The sequence below is a fragment of the Microbacterium sp. LWS13-1.2 genome, assembly GCF_040144835.1.
In the GTDB taxonomy this organism is placed as follows: domain Bacteria; phylum Actinomycetota; class Actinomycetes; order Actinomycetales; family Microbacteriaceae; genus Microbacterium.
On the sequence record NZ_CP151632.1, the window covers coordinates 1,395,690 to 1,420,532 of the forward strand.

19 protein-coding genes, 1 other RNA gene and 1 riboswitch are annotated in these 24,843 nt (G+C 71.4%); of the genes, 9 read left to right on the top strand and 11 right to left on the bottom strand.

Features of this window, described 5'->3' with window-relative positions; genetic code table 11:
* Window positions 1-214: 214 nt before the first annotated feature.
* Window positions 215-1,501, bottom strand: a complete 1,287-nt coding sequence (locus MRBLWS13_RS06700; RefSeq protein ID WP_349429008.1) for an aspartate kinase — start codon at window positions 1,499-1,501, stop codon at window positions 215-217.
* A 134-nt stretch (window positions 1,502-1,635) separates the two neighbouring features.
* On the opposite strand from MRBLWS13_RS06700, the gene MRBLWS13_RS06705 reads away from it, so the two are divergent.
* Window positions 1,636-2,124 carry a hypothetical protein gene (locus MRBLWS13_RS06705; protein WP_349428235.1) on the top strand — a complete coding sequence of 163 codons (489 nt, stop codon included), beginning with the start codon at window positions 1,636-1,638 and terminating at the stop codon, window positions 2,122-2,124.
* A 35-nt stretch (window positions 2,125-2,159) separates the two neighbouring features.
* Here MRBLWS13_RS06705 and MRBLWS13_RS06710 read toward each other — a convergent pair whose 3' ends face one another.
* From MRBLWS13_RS06710 to MRBLWS13_RS06720, 3 genes are all read right to left on the bottom strand, one after another.
* Window positions 2,160-3,089 carry a DMT family transporter gene (locus MRBLWS13_RS06710; RefSeq protein WP_349428236.1) on the bottom strand — a complete coding sequence of 310 codons (930 nt, stop codon included), beginning with the start codon at window positions 3,087-3,089 and terminating at the stop codon, window positions 2,160-2,162.
* A gap of 139 nt (window positions 3,090-3,228) precedes the next feature.
* Window positions 3,229-3,822, bottom strand: coding sequence for a recombination mediator RecR (gene recR, locus MRBLWS13_RS06715; protein WP_349428237.1), 594 nt, complete (start codon window positions 3,820-3,822; stop codon window positions 3,229-3,231).
* Window positions 3,823-3,825: 3 nt separating this feature from the next.
* Complete coding sequence (locus tag MRBLWS13_RS06720) at window positions 3,826-6,120, bottom strand: DNA polymerase III subunit gamma and tau (RefSeq protein ID WP_349428238.1); 2,295 nt, start codon at window positions 6,118-6,120, stop codon at window positions 3,826-3,828.
* A gap of 64 nt (window positions 6,121-6,184) precedes the next feature.
* Window positions 6,185-6,279: riboswitch (TPP riboswitch) on the top strand.
* On the opposite strand from MRBLWS13_RS06720, the gene thiM reads away from it, so the two are divergent.
* From thiM to MRBLWS13_RS06735, 3 genes are all read left to right on the top strand, one after another.
* Window positions 6,270-7,088, top strand: coding sequence for a hydroxyethylthiazole kinase (gene thiM, locus MRBLWS13_RS06725; protein WP_349428239.1), 819 nt, complete (start codon window positions 6,270-6,272; stop codon window positions 7,086-7,088). Its footprint overlaps the riboswitch before it by 10 nt.
* A 29-nt stretch (window positions 7,089-7,117) precedes the next feature.
* Window positions 7,118-7,762 (top strand): thiamine phosphate synthase, encoded by a 645-nt coding sequence (thiE, locus tag MRBLWS13_RS06730; RefSeq protein ID WP_349428240.1) that lies wholly within the window; start codon window positions 7,118-7,120, stop codon window positions 7,760-7,762.
* Window positions 7,759-9,294 (top strand): bifunctional hydroxymethylpyrimidine kinase/phosphomethylpyrimidine kinase, encoded by a 1,536-nt coding sequence (locus MRBLWS13_RS06735; RefSeq protein WP_349428241.1) that lies wholly within the window; start codon window positions 7,759-7,761, stop codon window positions 9,292-9,294. The genes thiE and MRBLWS13_RS06735 overlap by 4 nt, the downstream gene beginning before the upstream one ends.
* A gap of 109 nt (window positions 9,295-9,403) precedes the next feature.
* On the opposite strand, the gene MRBLWS13_RS06740 is transcribed toward MRBLWS13_RS06735, so the two are convergent.
* The 4 genes from MRBLWS13_RS06740 to pta all read right to left on the bottom strand — a co-directional run bounded on the left by MRBLWS13_RS06740 (window position 9,404) and on the right by pta (window position 16,203).
* Window positions 9,404-11,929 carry a glycosyl hydrolase family 65 protein gene (locus tag MRBLWS13_RS06740; protein WP_349428242.1) on the bottom strand — a complete coding sequence of 842 codons (2,526 nt, stop codon included), beginning with the start codon at window positions 11,927-11,929 and terminating at the stop codon, window positions 9,404-9,406.
* Complete coding sequence (locus MRBLWS13_RS06745; protein ID WP_349428243.1) at window positions 11,926-12,657, bottom strand: HAD-IA family hydrolase; 732 nt, start codon at window positions 12,655-12,657, stop codon at window positions 11,926-11,928. Before MRBLWS13_RS06745 ends, MRBLWS13_RS06740 begins: the two co-directional genes overlap by 4 nt.
* A 100-nt stretch (window positions 12,658-12,757) precedes the next feature.
* Complete coding sequence (locus MRBLWS13_RS06750) at window positions 12,758-14,002, bottom strand: acetate kinase (protein WP_349428244.1); 1,245 nt, start codon at window positions 14,000-14,002, stop codon at window positions 12,758-12,760.
* Window positions 14,003-14,058: 56 nt separating this feature from the next.
* Window positions 14,059-16,203, bottom strand: coding sequence for a phosphate acetyltransferase (gene pta / locus MRBLWS13_RS06755; protein WP_349428245.1), 2,145 nt, complete (start codon window positions 16,201-16,203; stop codon window positions 14,059-14,061).
* A gap of 109 nt (window positions 16,204-16,312) precedes the next feature.
* Here pta and MRBLWS13_RS06760 point away from each other — a divergent pair, with 109 nt between their 5' ends.
* Window positions 16,313-16,984, top strand: a complete 672-nt coding sequence (locus tag MRBLWS13_RS06760) for an NUDIX domain-containing protein (protein WP_349428246.1) — start codon at window positions 16,313-16,315, stop codon at window positions 16,982-16,984.
* A gap of 38 nt (window positions 16,985-17,022) precedes the next feature.
* Here MRBLWS13_RS06760 and ffs read toward each other — a convergent pair.
* The 3 genes from ffs to MRBLWS13_RS06775 form a co-directional block, all read right to left on the bottom strand.
* Window positions 17,023-17,119, bottom strand: an RNA gene (gene ffs, locus MRBLWS13_RS06765) — signal recognition particle sRNA small type.
* A 31-nt stretch (window positions 17,120-17,150) separates the two neighbouring features.
* A complete protein-coding gene (locus MRBLWS13_RS06770) occupies window positions 17,151-17,849 on the bottom strand; it encodes a helix-turn-helix domain-containing protein (RefSeq protein WP_349428247.1) in 699 nt (232 codons plus the stop codon).
* Window positions 17,842-19,341: an APC family permease gene (locus MRBLWS13_RS06775; protein ID WP_349428248.1), complete on the bottom strand. Its 1,500-nt coding sequence runs from the start codon at window positions 19,339-19,341 to the stop codon at window positions 17,842-17,844. The genes MRBLWS13_RS06770 and MRBLWS13_RS06775 overlap by 8 nt, the downstream gene beginning before the upstream one ends.
* Window positions 19,342-19,551: 210 nt before the next feature.
* On the opposite strand from MRBLWS13_RS06775, the gene MRBLWS13_RS06780 reads away from it, so the two are divergent.
* The 4 genes from MRBLWS13_RS06780 to MRBLWS13_RS06795 all read left to right on the top strand — a co-directional run bounded on the left by MRBLWS13_RS06780 (window position 19,552) and on the right by MRBLWS13_RS06795 (window position 24,843).
* Window positions 19,552-21,027 (top strand): APC family permease, encoded by a 1,476-nt coding sequence (locus MRBLWS13_RS06780; RefSeq protein ID WP_349428250.1) that lies wholly within the window; start codon window positions 19,552-19,554, stop codon window positions 21,025-21,027.
* A gap of 40 nt (window positions 21,028-21,067) precedes the next feature.
* Entirely contained in the window at window positions 21,068-23,149 is a 2,082-nt protein-coding gene (locus MRBLWS13_RS06785) for a primary-amine oxidase (protein ID WP_349428251.1), read from the top strand.
* Between the two features lie 3 nt (window positions 23,150-23,152).
* Window positions 23,153-23,680 carry a hypothetical protein gene (locus tag MRBLWS13_RS06790; protein ID WP_349428252.1) on the top strand — a complete coding sequence of 176 codons (528 nt, stop codon included), beginning with the start codon at window positions 23,153-23,155 and terminating at the stop codon, window positions 23,678-23,680.
* Between the two features lie 140 nt (window positions 23,681-23,820).
* On the top strand, window positions 23,821-24,843 hold the full coding sequence (locus MRBLWS13_RS06795) for a MoxR family ATPase (protein ID WP_349428253.1): 1,023 nt from the start codon (window positions 23,821-23,823) through the stop codon (window positions 24,841-24,843).

Here is a 24,843-nt window from a genome sequence, read left to right on the forward strand (position 1 = left end):
CCCTGCCGCTGCGGCGAGGTCCGCCGTTACGGGCTGCTCCAGGGCTGCGCGTTGTCGCGAGGCGGGCGCGGCGCCAGCTGCTGCCCGCGGGCGGCGGGCGTCACGGGGTCAGGTGATCTCACGAGGACAGGACGTTGCGCGAGGGATCCTCCTGCACCGGTGACATCACCTGATCTCGTGGCATGAGACGGGATCGCCGCCGAGCGAGTCGGGGTCAGCGGCCGGTGCCGGCGTAGACGGTGGCCTCGATGTCGCCGTCCAGGCCGTACGCGGTGTGGACGACGCGCGCGGCCTCGGCCAGATCGTCGCCGCGCACCACGACCGAGATGCGGATCTCGGACGTCGAGATCATCTCGATGTTGATGCCGGCGACGCTGAGCGCCTCGAACAGCGTGGCAGAGACACCCGAATGCGTGCGCATGCCCGCGCCGACGACCGAGAGCTTGCCGATCTGGTCGTCGTGGACGAGGTTCTCGAAGCCGATGTCGGACTGGTCGCCGGCGAGCGCCTTCAGCGCGGTCGCGGCATCGGTCTTGGGGAGCGTGAACGAGATGTCGGTGCGGCCGGTCGCGGCGGCCGACACGTTCTGCACGATCATGTCGACGTTCGCCCCGGACTTCGCGATGACCTTGAAGATCTCTGCCGCCTTGCCCGGCACGTCAGGCACGCCGATGACGGTGATCTTGGCCTGACCCAGGTCGGTGGCGACCCCGGCGACGATCGGCTCTTCCATCTCTTCTCCCTTTTCGCCCTCGGGGACGCTCATCCCCGGGCCGAGCACATAGGTCCCCACGCCCGAGCTGAACGTGGAGCGGGCGTGGATCAGCACGCGGTGGCGCCGCGCGTACTCGACGGCGCGGATGTACAGCACCTTCGCGCCGTTGGCGGCGAGCTCGAGCATCTCCTCCGCCGACACGACGGTCAGCTTCTTCGCCTTCGGCACGACGCGGGGGTCGGCGGTGAAGATGCCGTCGACGTCGCTGTAGATCTCGCAGACGTCGGCCTGGAGTGCCGCCGCCAGCGCGACGGCGGTGGTGTCGGAACCCCCGCGGCCGAGCGTCGTGATGTCGCGTGTGTCGCGGTTGAACCCCTGGAAGCCGGCGACGATGACGATCGCGCCCTCGTCGAGGGCCTCACGCAGGCGGATCGGCGTGACGTCGACGATGCGCGCGGAGCCGTGATCGGCGGTCGTGATCATGCCGGCCTGGCTGCCGGTGAACGAGCGGGCCTCGAATCCCATCGAGTGGATGGCCATGGCGAGCAGCGCCATCGAGATGCGCTCACCGCTCGAGAGCAGCATGTCGAGCTCGCGCGGTGCGGGGATCGGCGCGACCTGCCCCGCCAGATCGAGCAGCTCGTCGGTGGTGTCGCCCATCGCGCTCACGGCGACGACGACGTCGTGCCCGGCGCGGCGCGTGTCGACGATGCGCTTCGCGACGCGCTTGATGCTCTCGGCATCCGTGACCGACGATCCGCCGTACTTCTGGACGATCAGCGCCACATCGAACTCCACGCGTATGTCAGGGGTGGGCGAGAACGGATGCCGCACCAGAGCTTCTGAACTTCACCCGACGCTCCATCTTACGGACGCTCCCATGCGCCACCGGCCATGTGTCTCGGCGCTAGCATCCGAGCATGGAGCAGATCGAGGCATGGTCGGAGTTCAACGTCGCGATGGTCGGCGCGACGGCGGCTCTGGCCGGTCTCGTCATCGTCGCGGCGAGCGTCAACATCGGCGACATCATCAAAGAGGCTTCTCTCACGGCGCGTCTCGCCGCGGGCATCTCCGGTCTCGTCCTCGCGCTCATCGGGTCGGCGGTCGGACTCATCCCCGAGGTCGGCGCGCTCCCCTACGGGGTCGCGATGATCGTGCTCGCGCTCGGCGCCGGCGTCTTTCAGGTGCAGGCGGCACGGCGGATCTTCGAGAACCGGCATCCGGCCAACCGGCTTCGCGCCGGCAAGTCCGCGGTAGGCTTCATCGCTCCGCTCGCCTACTTGGTCGGCGGCGCGCTGCTGGCGGCGGATCAGCCGGGCGGACTGCTGTGGTTCGCGTCCGGCTCCCTCATCGCGGTGGTCGCGGCGCTGCTGGTGTCATGGATCGTGCTCGTCGAAGTGCTCCGCTGACGCGGGGAGGATGCCGGCGGCCGCGCCGGCAGCGGTCAGCTCGGGCCGATCGGCGGCAGGTCGGCCGTCGCCTTGCGAGCTCGCACCGTGCCGCCGGTGGCGGCGAGCCAGCACCCGGCGATCACCAGCGGGAATCCGATCAGCAGGCCGAGGGTGAGCGGCTCGCCGAGGATGAGCGTGCCGAGCACGATCGCGACGACGGGGTTGACGTACGTGAACAGCGGCGCCCGCACCGGGCCCACGCGCGCGATCAGCGCGAAGAACGTGATGAACGCCACCGCCGTGCACAGGACGGCCAGCGCGATGAGCGACAGCGTGCCCTCGAGGGTTGGCACCTGGTGCTGCGTCAGGAACGCGATCGGCGTGTAGAAGATCCCGACAGCGAGGAGCGCGAGGGTGATGGAGCCGAGCGAGGGCACGTCGCGCAGCTTGGTAGCGATGACGAACGGCGCGATCGCGTACAGCAGCGCGACCAGCAGGACTTCGCCGACCGCGATGAGACCGCCGCCGCCTTCGACCGCGAGGCCGGGGCCTGCGACGATCACGAAGACGCCGACGAAGCCGACGAAGAGGCCGATGCTGCGCGCCGGGCTGAGAACCGAACGGTCACCTCCGCCGAACGCGATGATCGCCGCGAACAGCGGAACGGTCGCGACGAGCCGACCGGTGAGCCCCGACGGCAGCGTCTGCTCGGCATGACCGAGGAGCAGGAAGGGCCCAGCCATCTCGATGGCGCCGAACAGCAGCACCCAGCCGATCTTGGCGAACGCGGGGCGCAGCGCCTTCTGCCGGATCGCGAACGGCAGGAGCAGCACGGCGCCGAGAAGCGTGCGGCCCGCCACCACCGCAGCCGGAGAATACGACTCCACGGCGATGCTGATGAAGAGATAGGGAATGCCCCACAGCACTGCCATCGCGGCGAACAGCAGCCACGCGCGCGTGTCGAAGCGCTGCGAGGAGTTCATATGGTGTCTCTCCGTCAAGTGATCGTCCGCCGCGGCACGGATCGGTGCGCAGGCCTCGGGATTCAGCATCCGGGAACCGGCACCCCGGCGCGAGGCGGGCGACCGCCAATCTACGGCGGAGTTCCGACATCCGTCGAGATCAGACCGAGCGTCGGCCCTCGAACGCCCGGCCCAGCGTGACCTCGTCGGCGTACTCCAGGTCGCCTCCGACGGGAAGGCCCGACGCCAGACGGGTGACCGAGATCTCGAGCGTGTGCAGCAGCCGGCTCAGGTAGGTCGCAGTCGCCTCGCCCTCGAGATTCGGGTTCGTGGCGAGGATGACCTCCTGCACCGTGCCGTCGGCGAGCCGCTGCATCAGCTGGGTGATGCGCAGGTCGTCCGGACCGATGCCGGCGATCGGGCTGATCGCGCCGCCGAGCACGTGATAGAGCCCGCGGAACTCCCGCGTGCGCTCGATCGCGGCGACGTCCTTCGCGTCTTCGACGACGCAGATGAGGGTCAGGTTGCGGCGGGGGTCGCGGCAGATCGAGCAGCGCTCCTGCTCGGAGACGTTGCCGCAGACCTCGCAGAAGCGCACCCTCTCGCGCACGACGCTGAGCAGCTCGGCGAGATGCGACACGTCGAAGTTGGGCGTCTGCAGGATGTGGAAGGCGATGCGCTGCGCCGACTTCGGGCCGATCCCGGGCAGGCGGCCGAATTCGTCGATGAGATCTTGGACGATGCCGTCGTACATGGGCTAGCTGAACCTCGTCGGCGGCTCGTAGGGCTCCTCGCGCACGAAGGTGGCGCCGAGAACCTGGCGCACCACCGCCTCGCCGTAGCGCTGCACGCCGCCGTTGCGCGTCGTGACCACCGGAGTCAGGGGCGGCGCGACCGTCGGCGGCACCGGGACGTCGGCGACGGCATCCGGCTCGTCTTCGGGCTCGTCGTCGTCGCGCTCGATCGAGGGGACGACCTCGGTGCGCGGAAGAACGTCTCCCTCGCGCGGGGGCGCCAGGGTCGCGACGCGCGCCATCGAGGTCGCCGCGTCTTCGGGCTCGTCGTCGACCGCGAACTGGCCGGGCGTCTCGGTCGGCAGCGCCGCCGGCCCCGGGTCGAGCGGCGGGGCGTCGTCGTCGGACGGGATCGCCGCGACGGCCCAGTCGGTCACGGGGGCGGCCGCAGCCGACGCTGTCGACGCAGCCCCGGATGCCGAGGCGCGGGGCGCCGAGACCAGGCCGCGCTGGGTGGGACCGGATGCCGACGCACGGGGTCCTGACGAGTTCGAGGGTCGTGCTGCGGCGGGGGCGGCAGGTGCCGTCGCAGGCGTTCGCGGAGCGGCGGGGGTCTCAGGTGCGGCGGTGCGCGGGGGCGCCTCGCGTGCGGGACCCGTCGGCGAAGGGCTCGCCGGACCGGATCCGGCCGCGCCACCCGGGCCGCCGCCCGCGTCGTGGCGGGCGATGTACTTCACACGGATGCCGAGCACGGCCAGGATCGCCTGGCGCAGGTCTTCGCTCGGGCCCTTGCCGGCGGCGAGCTGCTTGAACTTCGCGACGTCGCTCTGGCTCGAGAAGGTGAGCGTGAGCACGTCGTCGTCGAGTGCCGCGATACGTGCGCCGGAGGCGAGCATCCACGACGAGCGACTGACGTTCTCGAGCTGACCGAGCACCTGCGGCCAGGCCTGCTGCAGGCGCTCCAGCGTGACCGGTCCCGCGGGAACCGGAGGGGCTTCGACGGGAGCGGGTGCCGGCGCTGCGGCCGCGGGTGACGGCGTGGGCTCGCTCGGAGACGCGGGCGCCGAGGCCGCAGCAGGACGATCGCTCGTCGCGCCTACCGGCGCCGGTGCGCTCGACGCGGGCGCAGCCGCCGGCGCGGCAGCAGCGGCGGCCGCCGGCGCCGCGGCAGCCGCAGGCACTGTCGGCCCCGCACTGCCCGCTCCGCGAGCCAGCACGCGAGCGACCATGAGCTCGAGCTGGAGCCGAGGCGAGGTCGCACCCGTCATGTCGTCGAGGGTCGCGATCACGAGGTCGGCGATGTGCGACAGGCGCGACGTGCCGAAGGCATCGGCCTGGCGCTGCATGCGGGCGAGGTCTTCCGCCGAGACGCCGCGCAGCACCGCGGCGGCGCCCTGACCGGTCGCCGACACGACGATGAGGTCGCGCAGGCGCTCGAGCAGGTCGTCGACGAACCGGCGTGGGTCCTGGCCCGTCTGCACGACCCGGTCGACCGCGGCGAACGCGGCCGCCGCGTCGGAGGCGGCGAACGCGTCGACCACCTCGTCGAGCAGCTCGGCGTGGGTGTAGCCGAGCAGCGCGACGGCGCGGGCGTACGTCACGAGAATGGTCCCTGAGCCTGCCGAAGGGTCGGACCCGGCGATGAGCTGGTCGAGCAGCGACAGCGTGTCTCGCGGCGACCCGCCGCCCGCACGCACGACGAGCGGCAGCACGCCCTTCTCCACCTCGACGCCCTCCTGCCCGCAGAGCTGCTCGACGTACTCGAGCATGGCCGCGGGCGGCACGAGGCGGAACGGATAGTGGTGCGTGCGCGAGCGGATCGTGCCGATGACCTTCTCGGGCTCGGTCGTCGCGAAGATGAACTTGACGTGGTCGGGCGGCTCTTCGACGAGCTTGAGCAGGGCGTTGAAGCCCTGCGGCGTGACCATGTGGGCCTCGTCGAGGATGAAGATCTTGAAGCGGTCGCGCGCGGGGGCGAACACGGCGCGCTCGCGCAGGTCGCGGGCGTCGTCGACGCCATTGTGGCTCGCGGCGTCGATCTCGACGACGTCGAGCGAGCCGCCACCGCCGCGCCCCAGCTCGACGCAGCTGTCGCAGGTGCCGCAGGGCGTGTCGGTCGGCCCCTGCGCGCAGTTGAGACAGCGCGCCAGGATGCGGGCCGACGTCGTCTTGCCGCACCCGCGCGGGCCGGAGAACAGGTAGGCGTGCCCGACCCGGTCGCTGCGCAGCGCCGTCATCAGGGGTTCGGTGACCTGCGACTGCCCGATCATCTCGCCGAACGACTCGGGCCGGTAGCGGCGGTAGAGGGCGGTGGTCACTCCCCCAGCCTACGGCGTGACGCCGACATCGCGGTGGCCGCTCCCGCGGCCTGCTAGATTGCTCGGCAGTGACACGGGGTGCCCGCGCGACGGGCTGAGAACACACCCGTCGAACCTGATCTCGATCATGCGAGCGAAGGGATGTCGCGATGAACGCGCGCACCGAACCCCACCTGTCCGCCCTCTCCCCCGCCGCCGCGCTGACGGCGCTGCGGGAGGCCTCACCCCTGGTGCAGTGCATCACCAATGCGGTGGTGACGAACTTCACCGCCAACGCCCTCCTCGCCGTCGGCGCGGCCCCGGCGATGTGCGACATCCCCGGTGAGGCAGGGCTGTTCGCAGGCGTCGCAGACGGCGTGCTTGTCAACCTCGGCACCCCGACCGCGGAGCAGCGCGATGCCGCCCGCGAGGCCGTGCGTCACACGTCGCGGTGGGTGCTCGACCCCGTCGCGGTCGGTGTGCTCCCGGTGCGCACGGCTCTCGCGGCCGAGCTGATCGATCACCGACCGACGATCATCCGCGGCAACGCCTCCGAGATCCTGGCGCTGGCAGGCGCGGGCGCCGGCGGTCGCGGTGTCGACGCGACGGACGGGACGGATGCCGCGGCCGGCGCCGCGCGATCGCTCGCGTTGCGCACCGGCGGCGTGGTCGCCGTGTCCGGCCCGGTCGATCTCGTCACCGACGGCGAGCGGGTCGTGCGGATCCATGGCGGCGACGCGCTCCTCACCCGCGTCACCGGCGGCGGCTGCTCGCTCGGCGCGGTGATGGCCGCGCTGCTCGGTGTGTGCGCCCCGCTGGAGGCGGCGGTGGCGGCATCCGCCCTCTACGCGGTCGCCTCGGAACGGGCCGCGGCGCGGTCGGAGGGGCCGGGGTCTTTCGCCGTGGCGTTCCTCGATGCGCTCGACGCCGTGGTGGCGGCGCCCGCCGACCTCGATGCACGCGTCGCCGACGCGCTCGCGGCTCGATGATCCGCGCCGCGCGCCTCGCGGTGCATCTCGTGACCGACGACCGCGTGCCGTTCGACCGGCTGGTCGACGTCGTCGACGCCGCAGTCGGCGCCGGAGTCGACGTCGTGCAGCTGCGCGCCAAGTCCATCAGCGCGCGCGAGCTGCTGCGGCAGGCGGTGGCGATGTCGGACGTCATCGACCGCCGCTGCCTGCTCCTGCTCAACGACCGCGTCGACGTCGCCGTCGCCGCGCGCGAGGCGGGGGCGCTCGTCGACGGCGTCCACCTCGGCCAGGCCGACGTGCCGCCCGAGACGGCGCGACGCCTGCTCGGCGCGCACGCCGTCATCGGATGGACGGCGAACTCGCCGGAGCACCGGGTCGCGGCATCCGCTCTGCGTTCCGGCACGGTCGACTACCTCGGAGTCGGGGTGATCCGGCCGACCTCGACCAAGCCCGACCACCCGCCGGCGCTCGGCATCGACGGCTTCGCGGCGTTCGCGACGAGCACGACCGTGCCCTGCGTCGCGATCGGCGGAGTGCGCCTGAGCGACGTCGCACCGCTGCGGGAAGCCGGCGCAGCGGGTATCGCGGTGATCTCGGCCATCTGCGGCGCCGACGATCCCGCAGCGGCGTCGCGCGCTTTCCGCAGCGCCGCCGACGTGCTCGCGCTCGAGGCCGAGGGGGTCGCTCGGTGAGCGACGTGTCCGTCGCGCAGACCGTGACGGCGCCGCATCGCCCGCAGGCGATCCCGCGCGTGCTGAGCATCGCCGGCACCGACCCGACGGGCGGCGCGGGCATCCAGGCCGATCTCAAGTCCATCGGCGCACTCGGCGGCTACGGCATGGCGGTGGTGACCGCCCTCGTCGCGCAGAACACGCACGGCGTGCGCGAGGTGCACGTGCCGCCGACGGCGTTCCTCGCCGCGCAGCTCGACGCCGTATCGGATGACGTCCAGATCGATGCGGTGAAGATCGGGATGCTGCAGTCGGCCGAGATCATCGAGACCGTGCGGGAGTGGCTCGCCCGCGTGCGCCCGCCGGTCGTCGTGCTCGACCCGGTCATGGTGGCGACCAGCGGCGATCGGCTGCTCGACCCCGCCGCCGAGGACGCGCTGCGCACGCTCGCGACCGCGGTGGACCTCATCACCCCGAACCTCGCGGAGCTGGCCGTGCTCGTCCGGCGCCCACGAGCGACGGCATGGGAGCAGGCTCTCGACGACGCGTGGGCTCTCGCGAGCGCGACGGGAACGGCCGTGCTGCTCAAGGGCGGGCATCTCGACGGCGCGGACTGCCCCGATGCGGTCGTCGCGGCCGACGGCGCGGTCCACGAGGTCGGCGGCACCCGCGTCGCAACCCGGAACACCCACGGCACCGGCTGCTCGCTCTCGTCGGCGATGGCGACCCTGCGCGCGGGCGGTGCGGCCTGGCCCGACGCATTGGTGCGCGCGAAGACGTGGCTCACCGGCGCACTCGCACACGCCGATGCCCTGGGTGTGGGTGGAGGCAACGGCCCGATCGACCACTTCCACGAACAGCGGGTCGCGGCTGAGCCCACGCGGCCGGAGGCTCCGCGCGACGCGCCGGCGGTGCGTGGCGGGGCCGTGGGGAGCGCCCCCGCCGCCTCTTGGGCGGCGCAGGTGTGGGATGCCGCGGCCGCCGTGCGCGCCGACGTCGACGCCCTCGCCTTCGTCCGAGGGCTGGCCGACGGCAGCCTGCCGCGCGCGACGTTCCTGCGCTACCTCGCCCAGGACGCGCTCTACCTCGGCGAGTACTCCCGCGTGCTGGCGAAGGCGAGCGCGCTCGCGCCGACCTCCGCGGAGCAGGCGTTCTGGGCACGCGCGGCCGAGTCCTCGATCGTCGAGGAGAGGCGGCTGCATGAGTCGCATCTCGGGTCGCCCCCCGACGCGCCCGCACCGCAGACCCTGGCCTACACGAACCACCTGCACGCCTCGGCGCGGTCATACGGCGAGCTCGTCGCCGCGCTGCTGCCGTGCTTCTGGCTGTACACCGACCTCGGCGTCCGTCTGGCGGCCTGGCGCCATGACGCGCACCCGTACGACGACTGGCTCGCGATGTACGGCGACCCCGCCTTCACGGCCGCGACCGCGCGGGCGGCCGACATCGCCGACGCAGCGGCGCGGGAGGCCGGACCGCACGAGCGGGCGCGCATGAGCGCTGCGTTCGCCCGCTCGATGGAGCACGAACTGGAGTTCTTCGCCCGCGCGTGATGCGTCCGGCCCGCCGCGCACTCGCCCGAGAGCAGGAGATCCGGCGGAGACAGGACGGATCGGCTCGGATCGTCCCGTTCTCGCCGTATCTCCGGTGCTCGCGAGACCGTCAGACGTCCGCCCCGTGCTCGACGTCCGCCGCTCCCACGATGATCGGGATCGTCGAGGTGACGGTGGGCACGGACGCCGACAGCAGGGAGCCGTCCTCGCGGCGGGCGTCGCCGAGCTCGCGCAGCGACGGGCGCCCGGCGATGACGGGTCCCTGCCCGTCGAGAGCGGCCACTACCTCTTCGCCCGGGCCGACGACGTAGCCGACGCCGCGCACGCTGAAGCCGACGGGGTCGCCCTCCATCGCGCGCACGCGCAGCTCGTCGCGGGTTACGGTGACGAGCAGGCGCGTGCCGTGCCAGTGCAGCACGAACTCGAGCGAGGGCCACGCCTCGGGCAGCCGCGGGTCGAAGGACAGCTCGCCGAAGTGGTCGCGCATGCCTCCGAAGCCCGAGACCAACGCCGTCCACACGCCGCCGGCAGACGCGACGTGCACGCCGTCGGCGGCGTTGTGGTGCAGGTCGCCGAGGTCGACGAAGATCGACTCGCGGAAGTACTCGAGCGCCAGGTCCTGGTAGCCGACCTCCGCCGCGAGGATCGCCTGCACGACCGCCGACAGCGTCGAGTCGCCCGTGGTCAGCGGGTCGTAGTACTCGAAGTCGGCGAGCTTGTCCTCGTCGGAGAAGTGGTTGCCCTGCAGGAACAGCGCCAGCACCACGTCCGCCTGCTTCAGCACCTGATAGCGGTAGATCACCAGCGGGTGGAAGTGCAGCAGCAGCGGCCGCTTGTCGGGCGGCGTGTTCTCGAGGTCCCAGATCTCCCGCTCGAGGAACACGTGATCCTGCGGGTGGATGCCGAGGCTCGGGCTGAACGGGATGTGCATGGCCTCCGCGGCCCGCTCCCACGCCTCGGGCTCGCCGGGCTCCAGGGCGAGGCGGTCCACCATCTGCCGGTAGACCTCGCCGTCGACCTCGGCCATCTCGCGCACCGTGCGCGCGGCGAAGCGGAGGTTGAACCGCGCCATGACGTTCGTGAACAGGTTGTCGTTCACGACGGTGGTGTACTCGTCGGGCCCGGTGACGCCGTGAATGTGGAAGGTGTCTCCTTCGCCGTCGATCATGCCGTCGCTCGAGCGCCAGAAGCCGAGGGTCGCCCACAGCCGCGCCGTCTCGACCGCGATGTCGACGCCCTCGCGGAACAGGAACTCTTCGTCGCCGGTGGCACGGACGTACTTCGCGAGGGCGAAGCTCACGTCGGCGTTGATGTGGTACTGCGCGGTGCCGGCCGCATAGTAGGCCGACGCTTCTTCGCCGTTGATGGTGCGCCAGGGGAACAGGGCACCGGCCTCGTTCAGCTGGAACGCGCGACGGCGCGCGGCGGGCAGCATGAGGTACCGCATGCGCAGTGCGTTACGGGCCCACAGCGGCGTCGTGTACGCGAGGAACGGGAGCACGTAGATCTCGGTGTCCCAGAAGTAGTGCCCCGAGTAGCCCGAGCCCGTCATGCCTTTCGCCGGCACGCCGAGGCCATCCGCCCGGGCGGTGGCCTGCGCGAGCTGGAACAGGCACCAGCGCGTGGCCTGCTGCAGGTCGGCGTGCCCGGCGATCCGCACGTCCGAGCGCTCCCAGAACGCGTCGAGCCAGGACCGCTGCCGCGTGCGGATGGCGTCGACGCCCTCGCTCAGCGCCCGGTCGAGGGTGCGCCGGCAGCGGTCCACCAGTTCCCGCGCTGGAACGCCGCGCGAGGTGTGGTAGCTGACGAGCTTGGTGACACGGATCGGCACGCCGGCCTTGGCCTGCACGCGGAAGACGTTCTTCGCGATGTCGGGTTCGATGAGCGTGCGCGACGTGTACTCGTTCTCGGTGTCGACGAGATGATCGGCGACGACGGCGATGGTCATCCCGGAGTCGGTGACGCGGTACGACAGCGCCGAGCGCAGCTTGTCCTGCCAGTACTCCTGCGGCTGCAGCACGCGCTCGTGGAGCTTCTCGGTCTTGCGGGGGTCGAAGCCGGCCTTGCGCGAAGCGGTGGGGGTGCCGCCGTAGACGTCTTCGCCGTCCTGCCGGTTGATGATCTGGCTGGCGATGGTGACGGGAGCGTCGGCGTTCAGCACGGTGACCTCGATCGTCATCAGCGCGAGGTGCTTCTCCTCGAACGACACCAGTCGCTCCATGCCGATCATGACGTCCTTGCCGGACGGCGTCGTCCACCGCACGTGGCGGCGCAGGATCCCGTCGCGCATGTCGAGCTCCCGCTCGTACTCGCGGACGTCGGCGACGTCGAGCGACAGCGGCTCGTCGTCGACGTACACGCGCATGACCTTCGCGTCCGGGGCGTTGATGATCGCCTGTCCGACCTCGGCGAAGCCGTACGCCTGCTCGGCGTGGCGGATCGGGAACGTCTCGTGGAACCCGTTGATGAACGTGCCGTCCTCGTGCGCGAACCGCCCTTCCGAGTGGTTTCCGCGCAGGCCGAGATAGCCGTTGCCCACGGCGAACAGCGTCTCGGTGACACCGGAGTCGTCGAGGTCGAACGACGACTCGATCAGCCGCCACTCGTCGACGGGGAAGCGGTCGCGGTCGATCATCGTACGAATTCCTCCAGGTCCTGAACCACGATGTGGGCGCCGGCGTCGATGAGGTCCTGCACCCCGACGCCGCGGTCCACGCCCACGACGAGTCCGAAGCCGCCGGCCGCCGCCGAGCGCACGCCGCTGATGGCGTCCTCCACCGCGGCGCTGCGGGCGGGCTCGACCTCCAGCATCCGGGCCGCCTCCACGAACACGTCCGGCGCAGGCTTGGAGGCGAGGTGGTCGCGTTCGGCGATGACGCCGTCCATCACGACAGTGAATCGATCACGGATGCCGGCTGCCGTCAGCACCTCCTCCGCGTTCTTGGAGCTGGACACCACTGCGACACGGGTGCCGGCATCCGCCAGCGTGTCGAGCAGGCGCAGCGATCCCGGGTAGGGCGCGATGCCCTCCGCCCGCAGGACGCGCTCGAAGACCGCGTTCTTGCGGTTGCCGATGCCGCACACCGTGTCGGCGGTCGGAGGATCGGACGGATCGCCCCACGGCACCTCCACGTCGCGCGAGCGCAGCAGGCTGGCCACGCCGTCGTAGCGCTTCTTGCCGTCCAGGTGGTCGAAGTAGTCCCGCTCGGTGTACGGCGGCGTGATGTCCCACGCGGTGAAGAGCTCCTCGAACATGGTCTGCCACGCGTGCATGTGCACTTCGGCCGTGGGCGTCAGGACGCCGTCCAGATCGAACAGCACGGCGTCGAAGGCGGTCAGATCGGGCAGGGCGTCGTGGGCCACAGAACCTCCGGGGGCGAGTGCGGGTGTGTGTGCTCGGCACTCCGTCGCGCCGCTCAGCAAGCGTAATGCGGACGGGCGCCCGCTCGACACCCCGAGAGGGTTACGGACGGGCGACGCTCAGAGTCTGGCGGGCGATCTCGAGCTCCTCGTCGGTCGGCACGACGAGGACGGTGACGGCCGACGCGTCGGTCGAGATGACACGGATGCCGCGCTCGGCGCTCTCGTTGCGCTCATGGTCGATCTCCACGCCGGCGAATCCGAGCGTCTCGAGCGCCCCGGCGCGTACGCCGGGCGCGTTCTCTCCGACACCGGCCGTGAACGAGATGACGTCGGCGCCGCCGAGCTGGGCGAGATAGGCGCCGGCGTAGGCGCGCAGCCGGTGGACGTAGACCTCGAAGGCGAGGAGCGCCCGCGGCTCGCCCCGCCCGATCGCCGCGCGGATGTCTCGCAGGTCGTTGGATCCCGCGAGGCCGAGCAGGCCGCTGCGCTTGTTGAGGAGGTCGTCGAGGTCGTCGACCGACATGCCGGCGCGCCGCTCGAGCTGGAAGAGCACCGCGGGGTCGATGTCGCCCGACCTCGTGCCCATGACGAGTCCCTCGAGCGGAGTGAAGCCCATGGACGTGTCGATGGACCGGCCGCCGTCGATCGCGGTGACCGATGCGCCGTTGCCCAGGTGGAAGACGATCTGCTTCAACTCGACCAGGGGTCGTGCGAGGAAGGCTGCCGCCGCCTCGCTGACGAACTTGTGCGACGTGCCGTGGAACCCGTACCGGCGGATGCGATGGGCTGCCGCGACCTCCGTGTCGATCGCGTAGGTGTACGCCGCCGGCGCGAGGGTCTGGTGGAAGGCCGTGTCGAAGACGGCGACATGGGGCACATCGGGGAACGCCGTCCGGGCGGCGACGATCCCGGCGAGGTTCGCCGGATTGTGCAATGGCGCGAGCACCGAGAGCTCGTCGATGTTGATCTCGACGAGCGGGGTGATGAGCGTGGGCTCGAAGAACCGCGCGCCGCCGTGGACCACCCGGTGACCGACCGCGACCGGCGGCGTCTCGGTGAGCGACGGACCGTAGGACGCGAACGCGTCCAGCATGACTTCGAAGCCCGCCGTGTGGTCGGGGATCGGCAGCTCGCGTGTGCGCGTCGCGTCGAGGAAGGTGGGCGTGCCCGCCACGCCCCCTGTCGCCGCCGGAGCGGGCGTCGCGTAGACCGTGTGACGGGCGACGCCGATCGGCTCGCCGATGCGCTCGACGAGGCCGGAGGCGAGCGTGCGCTCGGTGTCCATGTCGAGCAGCTGGTACTTGAACGACGAGGAGCCGCTGTTGATGACGAGCACGGGGGTCATGCGGTTCACTCCCGGATTCCGGTCGTTGAGCGAGCGAGGAACGCCCGAGAGTGGCATCACTCCCCCTGCGCCTGGATCGCGGTGATCGCGATCGTGTTGATGATGTCGTCCACCAGGGCGCCGCGCGACAGGTCGTTGATGGGCTTGTTGAGGCCCTGCAGCACCGGTCCGATCGCGACGGCGCCGGCCGAGCGCTGCACCGCCTTGTACGTGTTGTTGCCGGTGTTGAGGTCGGGGAAGACGAACACCGTGGCGCGCCCGGCGACCTCCGAGCCCGGCATCTTCGCCGCCGCCACGGCGGCGTCGGCCGCCGCGTCGTACTGGATCGGTCCCTCGACGAGCAGCTCGGGCGCCCGCGAGCGGACGAGGGCGGTCGCGTCCCTGACCTTCTCGACCTCGGCGCCCGAGCCCGATTCGCCCGTCGAGTACGACAGCATCGCCACGCGAGGATCGATGCCGAACTGCGCGGCCGTCGCGGCGGACGAGATCGCGATGTCGGCGAGCTGCTCGCTGGTGGGGTCGGGGATGACGGCGCAGTCGCCGTAGACCAGCACGCGGTCGGCGAGCGCCATCAGGAACACGCTCGAGACGACCGAGACGCCGGGGCGGGTCTTGATGATCTCGAACGCCGGGCGGATCGTGTGCGCCGTCGTGTGGGCGGCGCCCGAGACCATGCCGTCGGCGAGGCCCAGGTGCACCATCATCGTGCCGAAGTACGACACGTCGGTCACGGTGTCCGCCGCCTGCGCGACGGTGACGCCCTTGTGCGCGCGCAGTCGGGCGTACTCCTCCGCGAACTTGTGCACGTGCACCGCGTCGAGCGGCGACAGCACCTCGGCCCCCTGGATGTCGATGCCGAGCTCGATCGCCCGCGCCCGCACCTCGAACGGCTCGCCGAGGATCACGAGGTCGGCGATGCCGCGCTTGAGCACCGTCGCCGCCGCGCGCAGGACCCGGTCGTCATCCCCCTCGGGCAGCACGATGCGCTTGCGCTGCGCGCGGGCCCGCTCGATGAGCTGGAACTCGAACATCAGCGGTGTCACCACCGTCGCCCGCGCCAGGCCGACCGAGACGAGCAGTTCATCGGTGTCGACGCTCTGCTCGAACAGGGCGAGGGCGGTGTCGTAGCGGCGCTGCGAGTCGGCGGCCAGGCGGCCGCGGGTGCCCATGATGCGCACCGCCGTCTCGTACGTACCGAGCTCGGTGGTGATGATGGGCACGTTCGACCCCAGGCCGTCGATCAGCCGCGTCACGGGCTCGGGCAGCTCGAACCCGCCGTTCAGCACGATGCCCGAGATCGACGGGAAGGTGCCCGAGGCATTCGCCAGCAGCGTCGCCAGCAGCACCTCCGACCGGTCGGCGGGGATGATGACCACGGCGCCCTCGAGGAGGCGGGGCAGCACGTTCACCATCGACATCCCCGCGACGACGACCGCCAGCGCTTCGCGGGTGAGCAGGTCGGGGTCGCCGGCGAGCAGCTCGCCGTCGACCGAGCGCATGATGCCGCGGATCGACGGCGCCACCAGATGCCGATCCTCGGGGATGGCCCAGACCGGCACGGGCGTCGCCGGCACGGTCACCTCGCCGTGGTGCGCGTCGATGGAGCGGCGGATCGCGGCGATCGTCTCGTCGGCGATGTCCGCCTCCGCGCGGTTGGCCACGACGGCGAACAGTTTCGCACGGCCGTGCCGCAGCTCGGCGAGCGCGAGATCCGCGATCTGGCCCATCTCGGCAGGCGTGCGCGGGAGCGAGGACCCGAGCTGCTCGGGCTGCGTCTGGTTCTGCGCCGAGCGCCCGCCGAGCACGAGCAGGACCGGCGCGCCCAGGTTCGCCGCGATGCGGGCGTTGTACGCGAGCTCGGCGGGGCTGCCGACGTCGGTGTAGTCGCTGCCGACGATGACCACGGCCTCGCACTGGGCCTCGACCGCCTTGTAGCGCTCGACGATCGTCGCGAGCGCGGCATCCGGATCCTGCCGCACATCGTCGTATGTGACGCCGATGCAGTCGTTGTAGGGCAGGTCGACGCCGTCGTGGTCGAGCAGCATCTCCAGCACGTAGTCGCGCTCCACGGTCGATCGCGCGATCGCCCGGAACACGCCCACACGCGCGGTCGCGTGACTCAGGGCATCGAGCACGCCGAGCGCGACCGTCGACTTCCCCGAGTGGCCTTCGGCCGACGTGATGTAGATGCTCTGCGCCACCACCCCAGCCTATGGGCGGAGGAGGCGCTCCGTCTCGGCCTCGCTCCGCGCGAGCCCCCGGGACAGGGGCCCTCGGAGTGCGCCGAGGGCGCGCGGCTACGCTCGAGGCATGGATGCTCCCCGACCCGGAATCGACGTTCCCGACCATCGCGGCCGCACGGGACTGGATCGGATCGGGCGCGATCTGCAGCGCAATCCGGACGTTCGGGTGACGGACGTCGAGGTGCTTGCCTCCGCCTGGCATGTGCTGCGCCGCACGACGCTCGAATACCGCGATCCGTCGGGCGGATGGGAGACCCAGCAGCGCGAGACCTACGATCGCGGCAACGGGGCGACGGTGCTGCTCTACGATCCGGATCGGCGCACGGTGCTGCTCACCAGGCAGTTCCGCTACCCGGTCTACGTCAACGACCACCCCGACGGGATGCTCATCGAGACGGCGGCGGGACTGCTCGATGACGACGATCCGGCGACGGCGATCCGCCGGGAGGCGGTCGAAGAGACAGGCGTCGAAGTGGGCGAGCTCGAGCACGTCTGGGACGTGTACATGAGCCCGGGCTCGGTCACCGAGCGGCTCCACTTCTTCGCCGCCCGCTACGACGGCTCGACACGCACCGCAGACCGAGGCGGGCTCCCGGAGGAGGGCGAGCACATCGAGCTGCTCGAGATCGGGATCGGCGACGCGCTGGCGATGGTGCGTGATGGGCGGATCCAGGATGCGAAGACCATCATGCTGCTGCAGTGGGCGGTGCTCGACGGCCCCTTCGCCGCCGGTCGCTGACCGGATCCGGGCACTCGCCTGATCGAAGCGCCCGGGAAGATTAAGACTCTCCGCGAACCCGGCAGAGCCTGGTTACCCTTGCTACGTTTCCGTCCTGGGGGAGTTGGCCTGGATGCCGCCTCGCGGAGAGCTTCTGACAGTCTACCCGCTCTGCGCGGGGCTGACGTCACACCACCAGGGGGCCCAGCTGCGCGGCAGCCGGCTGCAGCACCGCCAGCACCGCCGCCGGCTCGTCCACCCGGTGGCGTGGCCCCGAGAACCCGACCGCTCCGGCGAACCGACCGCTGCCGTCGAGGATCGGCACCGCGACACAGCCGTATCCGGGGGCGAGCTCGCCCCGCTGGCGAGTGGCGCCCAGTTCGGCGAAGTCCCCGCGCGACGCGCTCTCGGCAGTCCCCTGCTCGATCGTCAGCAGCCGCCCGATCGCGAACCGCGCCGGCTCGCGGGCGAGACGGACCTCGTCCGACAGCGGGAAGTCGGGATCCGCGTCGATCACCGAGATGCGACCGTCGACGAAGAAGACGACATGCACGCCACCGCGCAGCGCCGAGCGCGCCTCGGCGACCACTCCCCTGGCCGCCGACGTCAGACGTGCCGGCGGCGCAGCCACGGCGGCGAGCTGCACGACCTTGGCGCCCAGCGCGAACCCCGCGAGGTCGGGGGTGCGCACGAGGTACTCGTCCTGCACGAGCAGGTTCAGGAGGCGGTAGGTGGTGGCCCGCGGCAGCCCGAGCTCGAGCGAGATCTCGCGCGCGGTCGCACCGGCGCCCAGGTGCGCCACGGCCTCGAGCACCGTCAGTGCGCTGTGGACCGCCTTCGGCTGACGCGCCGTCAGGGTCGGCCCCGGCGACACCCTCTCAGGCACCGCCCCTCCGCTCCCGCCGGGCGATGCCGCCCAGCACCTCCGAGGCGACGGGCTCGTCGTACGACCCGACGCGCGCGAGCGACGGCGTGCCGCGGCGCAGCCGGACGAGCACCGCGATCGCGGCCACGGCGCCGACCGCGAGCACCACCCAGACCGCGACGCTGCCCGCGGCGGCGTCGACCACGAAGAACGTGACGAGCGCACCGGTGAGCACGACCGCCGACACGGTCGCCGTGATCGCCGATCCGGTCGTGAGCTCGCCGATGCGCCGCAGGAAGACCGGTGCGGCGATGCACACCAGGATGTAGGCCACGATGTACCCCGCGCCGCCGACGGCGATGGTGGCATGCATCGCGCCGCGCACGTCGACGCCCGACAAGAGGAGCAGGAACGGCACGCCGGCGATGAGCGGGAAGGCCAGCGCGACCGCGCCGATGGGCGTGCCGAATCGCGGATGCGCACGGCCCGCCGGCGACGGCAGCACGCGGTCGCGCCCCATGGTGAACAGCACGCGGGTGAGGGCGGTGGTGGACCCGATGGCGCACGCGAGGAACGAGGCCGCGATGCCGATGTCGGCCACGACCCCCCAGCCGCCCAGACCGTACGCCGACGCGAGCTCGTTGATCGGCGAGGCGCTGGCGGCGAGCGAGGCACCCATCGCGTCGAAGCCGGCGACCTGGGCGACCGCCGCCAGGACATACAGACCGCCAGACAGCAGCACCGTCCACACGATCGCCCTCGGCACATTGCGCAGCGGGGCGCGGGCCTCGACGCCGAGCGTCGACGCGCTCTCGAAGCCGACGAAGGCGGTGAGCGCGATGACCGAGCCCGCGGCGAGCGCCGCGGGGTCGATCCCGCCGAGCCCGAGCATGCGACCGGGGTCGATCGGGCCGATCCGGATCAGGAGCACGACGAGGAGCACGGCGATGAGGGCCACCGAGAGCACCTCGACCACGAGGGCGATGCGCGAGGACAGCCGGATGCCGCGCACGAGCACGACGGCGACGAAGGCCGCCTCGGCGGCGAGCACGGCGGCGAGCGTCCCCGGGCCTCCTGCCGCGGGCCACGCCGATTCCAGGAGGAACGTGACGTAGTACGCCCCGCCGAGCAGGGCGAACATCGCGATCGCGCCGTAGCCGACGAGGATCGCCGCCCCGGAGGCGAGTCCGGCACCCGGCCCCAGGCCGCGTGCGGTGTAGGTGTAGGTCGAACCTGCAGCGGCCAGCCGCCTCGCGAACTGCGAGATGGTGCGTGCCACGAGAAGGCTGAGAACGCCGGCGAGCACGATCGAGAGCACCGTCGCCGAGGGCGAGATGCCGGCGACGAGCAGCACGACGGTGGTCGCCGCGGCAGCCGGGGCGACGGCGGCCACGGACTGGGCGAGGACGTCGAAGAAGCCCACGCTGCGGCGATCCAGCCCGTCCAGCGGTGAACGCGCCCCGAAGTCGTGGACGGGGTCGGGTCGCGCGATCGCGCGCTCGAGTGCGGTCATGTCGCCTCCGGTGGTGCGCGTGAGACGTTACGCGGGCGCGGTTGCCGGGCCGCTACCCGCGTGTTTCGCCCGTGTGTCACCCGAATGAGACGGCCGCGCCGGCCGATCTCACTCGGTGTGCACGAGGTTTCACCGGCGCGCGACGGCGCCGCAACGCGGTGCCGCGAGGCTCAGGGCATCCCGTTCCCGCGTTCGCCCGGAGGTTCTGCCATGACCCAGCTCGAATCGAAGGGAGTCGAGGCGTCCGCGAAGCGGACGCTGACCGGCTCGCTCGGAGTCACCGCCATCGTCTTCATGGTGGTGGCCGCCGCATCCCCCCTCACCGTGATCGGCGGCGCCGCGCCGCTCGGCATGCTCCTGGGCAACGGGATCGGCTTCCCCGCGCTCTACGCCATCAGCGCCGTCATCCTGCTGCTGTTCTCGGTGGGCCTCGCCGCGATGACCCGCCACGTGCCCAGACCGGGCGCCTTCTTCACGTACGTCGGTTACGGTCTCGGCCGCTCCACCGGCCTCGCGAGCGCGTGGATCGCGATGCTCACTTACACCACGATCCAGGTGTCGGTGTACGGATACATCGGCTACATCCTGTCGGTGACGGTCCAGTCGATCGGTGGCCCTGCCCTGCCCTGGTGGCTGATGTCGCTCGCCACGATCGCGGTCGTCGGCGTGCTGGGCTACCGCCACATCGACCTGTCGAGCAAGGTGCTCGGCGTGCTGCTCGTCGCCGAGGTCGGGATCGTCCTGGCGATGGTGGTCGTCGTGGTCGCCAGCGGCGGGCCCGAGGGCCTGAGTCTCGCACCGTTCGAGCCTGCGAACGTCGCGAGCGGCTCCCCCGGCGTCGGACTGATGTTCGCGATCGCCGCATTCATCGGCTTCGAGGCCACCGCGATCTTCCGCGACGAGGCCAAGGACCCGAACCGGACCATCCCTCGCGCCACGTACGCCGCGGTGATCGGCATCGGCGTCTTCTACACGCTGGCCGCATGGGGGCTGGTGATGGCGTGGGGGCCGAGCAATGTCCTCGACGCCATCGCGGAGGACCCCGGGACGTTCATCATCACGACGATGGCCCGCTACCTCGGCTCGTTCGGCGAGATCGCCGTCAACATCCTGCTGATCACCGCGATGTTCGCCTGCGTCCTGTCGTTCCACAACGTCGTCACGCGCTATCAGCACTCCATGGCGAACGCCGGCGTCCTTCCGGACAAGATGGGCGCGGTGCACGCCAAGCACCTCTCGCCGCACGTGTCGTCGCTCGTGCAGACGGGCACGGCGGTCGTGCTGATCGCGGTCTTCGCGGTACTCGGCCTCGACCCCGTGCTGCAGGTCTTCACCTGGTTCGCCGGTGTCGCGACCCTCGCCATCGCGATCCTCATGGCTCTGACGTCGGTCGCGGTGATCGTCTATTTCGTCAGGACCAAGAAGGACCGGCGCGTGTGGAACACGGTCGTCGCCCCCGCCCTCGGATTCGTGGGGCTCATGCTCTCGGCCGCCCTCATCGTCGCCTACTTCCCGATCATGGTCGGCGACGTCGATGCCGACGGCAACCCGGTTTTCGCCGCCGTCAGCTGGTTCCTGCTCGGACTCGTGGTGGTCGTGCCCGTCATCGGGTACGTCCAGGCCGCCTGGATCAAGAACCGCCACCCCGCCGCCTACGCGAAGCTCACCGACTCGATCGCCGGCTGACGCACCGCGCCGACATCCATCCCCGCACCGAAGGAGCACCATGACCATCACCGACATCGCCACCGCCTCGGGCTTCGCGGCGCCGCCCGCGCCCCGGCATCCGCTCGCCTCACTGACGCCCGCCGAGATCGAAGCGGTCCGCGCGGTCGTGCTCGGACTGGACACGACGACGGAGGCGACACGATTCGCCTACGTCGGTCTCGAAGAGGCGCCGAAGCCGGAGATCCTGGCGTGGGAGGCGGGCACCGGCCCAGTCCCCGAGCGCCGGGCACGCGTGCAGCTGCTCGACATGCGATCGGCCCGATCGCTCGACCTGGTCGTCTCGCTGGCCGACGGCGAGGTGGTCTCGACCGTCGAGCTCGACGGCACCGCGGGCCAGCTGCCGATCCTCGACGCCGAGTTCGAAGAGGTGGGCGTGATCGCCAACGAGAACGCGGAGTGGGTGGCCGCTCTCGCCGCTCGCGGGCTGACGCCGGAGGACGTCGTGCTCGTGCCGCTGTCGGCGGGCAGCTACGGGTACGAGGACGAGGCCGGGCGCCGCATCCTGCGCACGTTCGCGTTCCAGCAGTTCCACGCCGCCGACCATCCGTGGGCGCACCCGGTGGACGGACTCACCGCCTACATCGACGTCGCCGCCCGCTCGGTCATCAAGGTCGTCGACAACCCGGGGTACGACATCCCCCAGACGAGCGGCAACTACGACGACCCCGCCCTGCAGGGCGCGCCCCTCGAGGGCCTCAAGCCCATCGTGATCACGCAGCCCGAAGGATCGAGCCTGAACGTCGACGGCGAGCACGTCACGTGGGGCGAGTGGGACCTCCGGATCGGCTTCGACACGCGCGAGGGCCTGATCCTGCGACAGCTCTCGTTCGCGGGACGCCCGGTGATGTACCGGGGGTCGATCAGCGAGATGGTGGTGCCCTACGCCGACCCGCAGCCGAACCGGTTCTGGCAGAACTACTTCGACACCGGCGAATATCTCTTCGGCCGGTACACCAACGAGCTCGAGCTGGGCTGCGACTGCGTGGGCGACATCACGTACGTCGATGCGATCCTCGCCGACGAGCTCGGGATGCCGCGCACCGTGCGCAACGGCGTGTGCATGCACGAAGAGGACTTCGGCTCGCTCTGGAAGCACACCGATCTGTTCACCGGCGCATCGGAGGTGCGGCGGTCGCGGCGGCTGGTGATCTCGTTCTTCACCACCGTCGGCAACTACGACTACGGGTTCTTCTGGTACCTCTACCTCGACGGCACCATCGAGTGCGAGGCGAAGCTCACGGGCATCCTGTTCACCTCCGCGTACCCGGGCGTGAACGAGGACGGATCCCCCTACCCGTTCGCCTCGGAGGTCGCCCCGGGTCTCGGCGCCCCGTACCACCAGCACCTGTTCTCGGCGCGGCTCGACATGACCGTCGACGGCGTCGCCAACGTCGTGAACGAGATCGACGCCGTGCGGGTGCCGATCTCGGCCGAGAACCCGGCCGGCAACGCGTTCACCAAGAGAGTCGTGCCGATCGCGTCCGAGAAGGTCTCGGGCCGCGTCGCCGACGGCGCCCGCAACCGCGTCTGGCAGATCGCCTCCACCGAGAAGACCACCTCGATGGGTCAGCCCACCTCCTACGTGCTCTTCCCCACCGAGACGCCGGTGCTCCTCGCCGACGATGCGTCGTCGATCGCCTCGCGCGCCGCGTTCGCGACGAAGAACCTGTTCGTGACGAAGTACGACCCCGCCGAGCGGTACGCGGCCGGCGACTTCGTCAACCAGCACCCGGGCGGAGGCGGTCTGCCGGCCTTCATCGCCGGGGACGAGCCCCTGATCGGCGAGGACGTCGTGCTCTGGCACACGTTCGGGCTCACCCACTTCCCCCGCAACGAGGACTGGCCGGTGATGCCCATGGACTACGCCAAGTTCACCCTGAAGCCGTACAACTTCTTCGAGCGCAACCCCACGCTGCACGTGCCGGCACCCGAGTCGGCGCACTGCGCAGCGGGCACGGGTCACGTGCACGCCGCGACGGGCGGCTACGGACCGACCCCGGGCGCCCACGCGCATGACGCCGGTGGCCACGGTCAGGGCGAGCACGGGCACGCGCACGACGCGCACCACCACCACGGCTGATCCGTGACCGAACTGCTCCACGCCTGGGCCATCGCCCCGGCCGCGATCGGCGCCTGCTGTCTGGCAGCCGACCGCGGCCGGGCGCGGTGGCCCGACGCCGCGGCATCCGTCCTCATGCTGGTCGCGATGCTCGACGCCGCCCTCACCCGGCTTGTCGCCCCGGTGTACTGGACCGCGCTCCTCATCGCCGCCGCGATGGCGCTGGCCGCCTGGCGGCGTCCGCGCGGACGGGCGGCGTCGGGCACGCACCCCCGGCCGGGCGTCGGCATGGCGGTGCACACGGGCCTCGGGCTGATCGCGATGGCCGCTCTGCAGCTGAGCATGGGGCACGACCCGGTCGCCGCGGCAGGCGGCGCGGCGCACGGGCACGGAGGCGGGGGCACGCTGCTCCTGGCCGTCCTCCTGGGCGGCGCGGTCGCGTATGCCGCCTTCTCGACGCTCCTCCTGGCGCGGGCCCACCGGTCTCTCGACCGGGCACAGCTCGCCTGCATGGGTGTCTCGGTGCTGCTGATGGCGGCAGCGTCGGTGTAGGCGGCCGACGGCGGGCGGCCGGCATCCAGCGTTCTCCCAGTGCCGCACCGCGCGCGCCGTGGTTAGGATCGAGCCGTGGGCGAAGACGCTCGCACCTACCCGCCGGACCCGCCCGCTCGCAGGCGGAACAGGAGGCCTCGATGGTCGATACTGCGACGGATGCCCGGACGGGACCCGACGCCCCGGCCGGCGCGCTCACGGCGGAGGGGTTCGCCCGCATCACCGACGCGATCCTCGACGCGGTCGGCACCGTCATCGACGGCAAGCCCGACGCGGTGCGCAGCTCGCTGGTGTGCCTGCTCGCGGAGGGGCACCTCCTCATCGAGGACGTGCCCGGTGTCGGCAAGACCATGCTGGCGCGGGCGCTGGCCACATCGGTCGACGCCACCGTCCGTCGCATCCAGTTCACGCCCGACCTGCTCCCGGGCGACGTGACGGGAGTGAGCGTCTTCAACCCGGTGGAACGCGAGTTCGAGTTCAAGCCCGGCGCCATCTTCGCGAACATCGTCATCGCCGACGAGATCAACCGCTCGTCGCCCAAGACCCAGTCAGCTCTCCTCGAGGCGATGGAGGAGCGCCAGGTCACCGTCGATGGCCGCACGCACTACGTGCCCGAGCCGTTCCTGGTGGTCGCGACGCAGAACCCGCTCGAGATGGAGGGGACGTACGCCCTCCCCGAGGCGCAGCGGGACCGCTTCATGATGCGCATCTCGATGGGCTACCCGGATGCGCGGTCGGAGGCTCTGATGCTTCGCCAGCGCGACACCGCGAATCCCCTCGACCAGCTGGCGCCGGTGGTGTCGGCCGACGAGGTGTCGGGACTCGTGGCGTGGGCCCGGGCGGTGCACGTGGCTCCCGCGATCGAGGACTACGCGGTCGCCCTCGCGCAGGCCACCCGCACCCACAGCGATCTACGGCTGGGCGCGAGCCCTCGTGCGACCCTGCAGCTGGTGCGCGCGGCCAAGGTGTGGGCGGCTCTCGACGGACGCGCGTTCGTCATCCCCGACGACATCACCGCTCTCTTGGCGGCCGTGTTCGCGCACCGTCTGATCCCGACGCGCGCCGCGGGCGGCGCGCGGGGCACCAGCGCCGCCGACGCGATCGCGACGATCCTGGAGCGCATCGCGGCGAACGTGCGGGTGCCGATCGCCTCCCGTCAGTGA

Coding starts and splice junctions, on each gene's coding strand:
- MRBLWS13_RS06705 (WP_349428235.1), top strand. CDS start 1,636: ATGGAGCAGATCGAGGCATGGTCGGAGTTCAACGTCGCGATGGTCGGC.
- MRBLWS13_RS06710 (WP_349428236.1), bottom strand. CDS start 3,089: ATGAACTCCTCGCAGCGCTTCGACACGCGCGCGTGGCTGCTGTTCGCC.
- recR (WP_349428237.1), bottom strand. CDS start 3,822: ATGTACGACGGCATCGTCCAAGATCTCATCGACGAATTCGGCCGCCTG.
- thiM (WP_349428239.1), top strand. CDS start 6,270: ATGAACGCGCGCACCGAACCCCACCTGTCCGCCCTCTCCCCCGCCGCC.
- MRBLWS13_RS06740 (WP_349428242.1), bottom strand. CDS start 11,929: ATGATCGACCGCGACCGCTTCCCCGTCGACGAGTGGCGGCTGATCGAG.
- MRBLWS13_RS06750 (WP_349428244.1), bottom strand. CDS start 14,002: ATGACCCCCGTGCTCGTCATCAACAGCGGCTCCTCGTCGTTCAAGTAC.
- MRBLWS13_RS06760 (WP_349428246.1), top strand. CDS start 16,313: ATGGATGCTCCCCGACCCGGAATCGACGTTCCCGACCATCGCGGCCGC.
- MRBLWS13_RS06775 (WP_349428248.1), bottom strand. CDS start 19,341: ATGACCGCACTCGAGCGCGCGATCGCGCGACCCGACCCCGTCCACGAC.
- MRBLWS13_RS06780 (WP_349428250.1), top strand. CDS start 19,552: ATGACCCAGCTCGAATCGAAGGGAGTCGAGGCGTCCGCGAAGCGGACG.
- MRBLWS13_RS06785 (WP_349428251.1), top strand. CDS start 21,068: ATGACCATCACCGACATCGCCACCGCCTCGGGCTTCGCGGCGCCGCCC.
- MRBLWS13_RS06795 (WP_349428253.1), top strand. CDS start 23,821: ATGGTCGATACTGCGACGGATGCCCGGACGGGACCCGACGCCCCGGCC.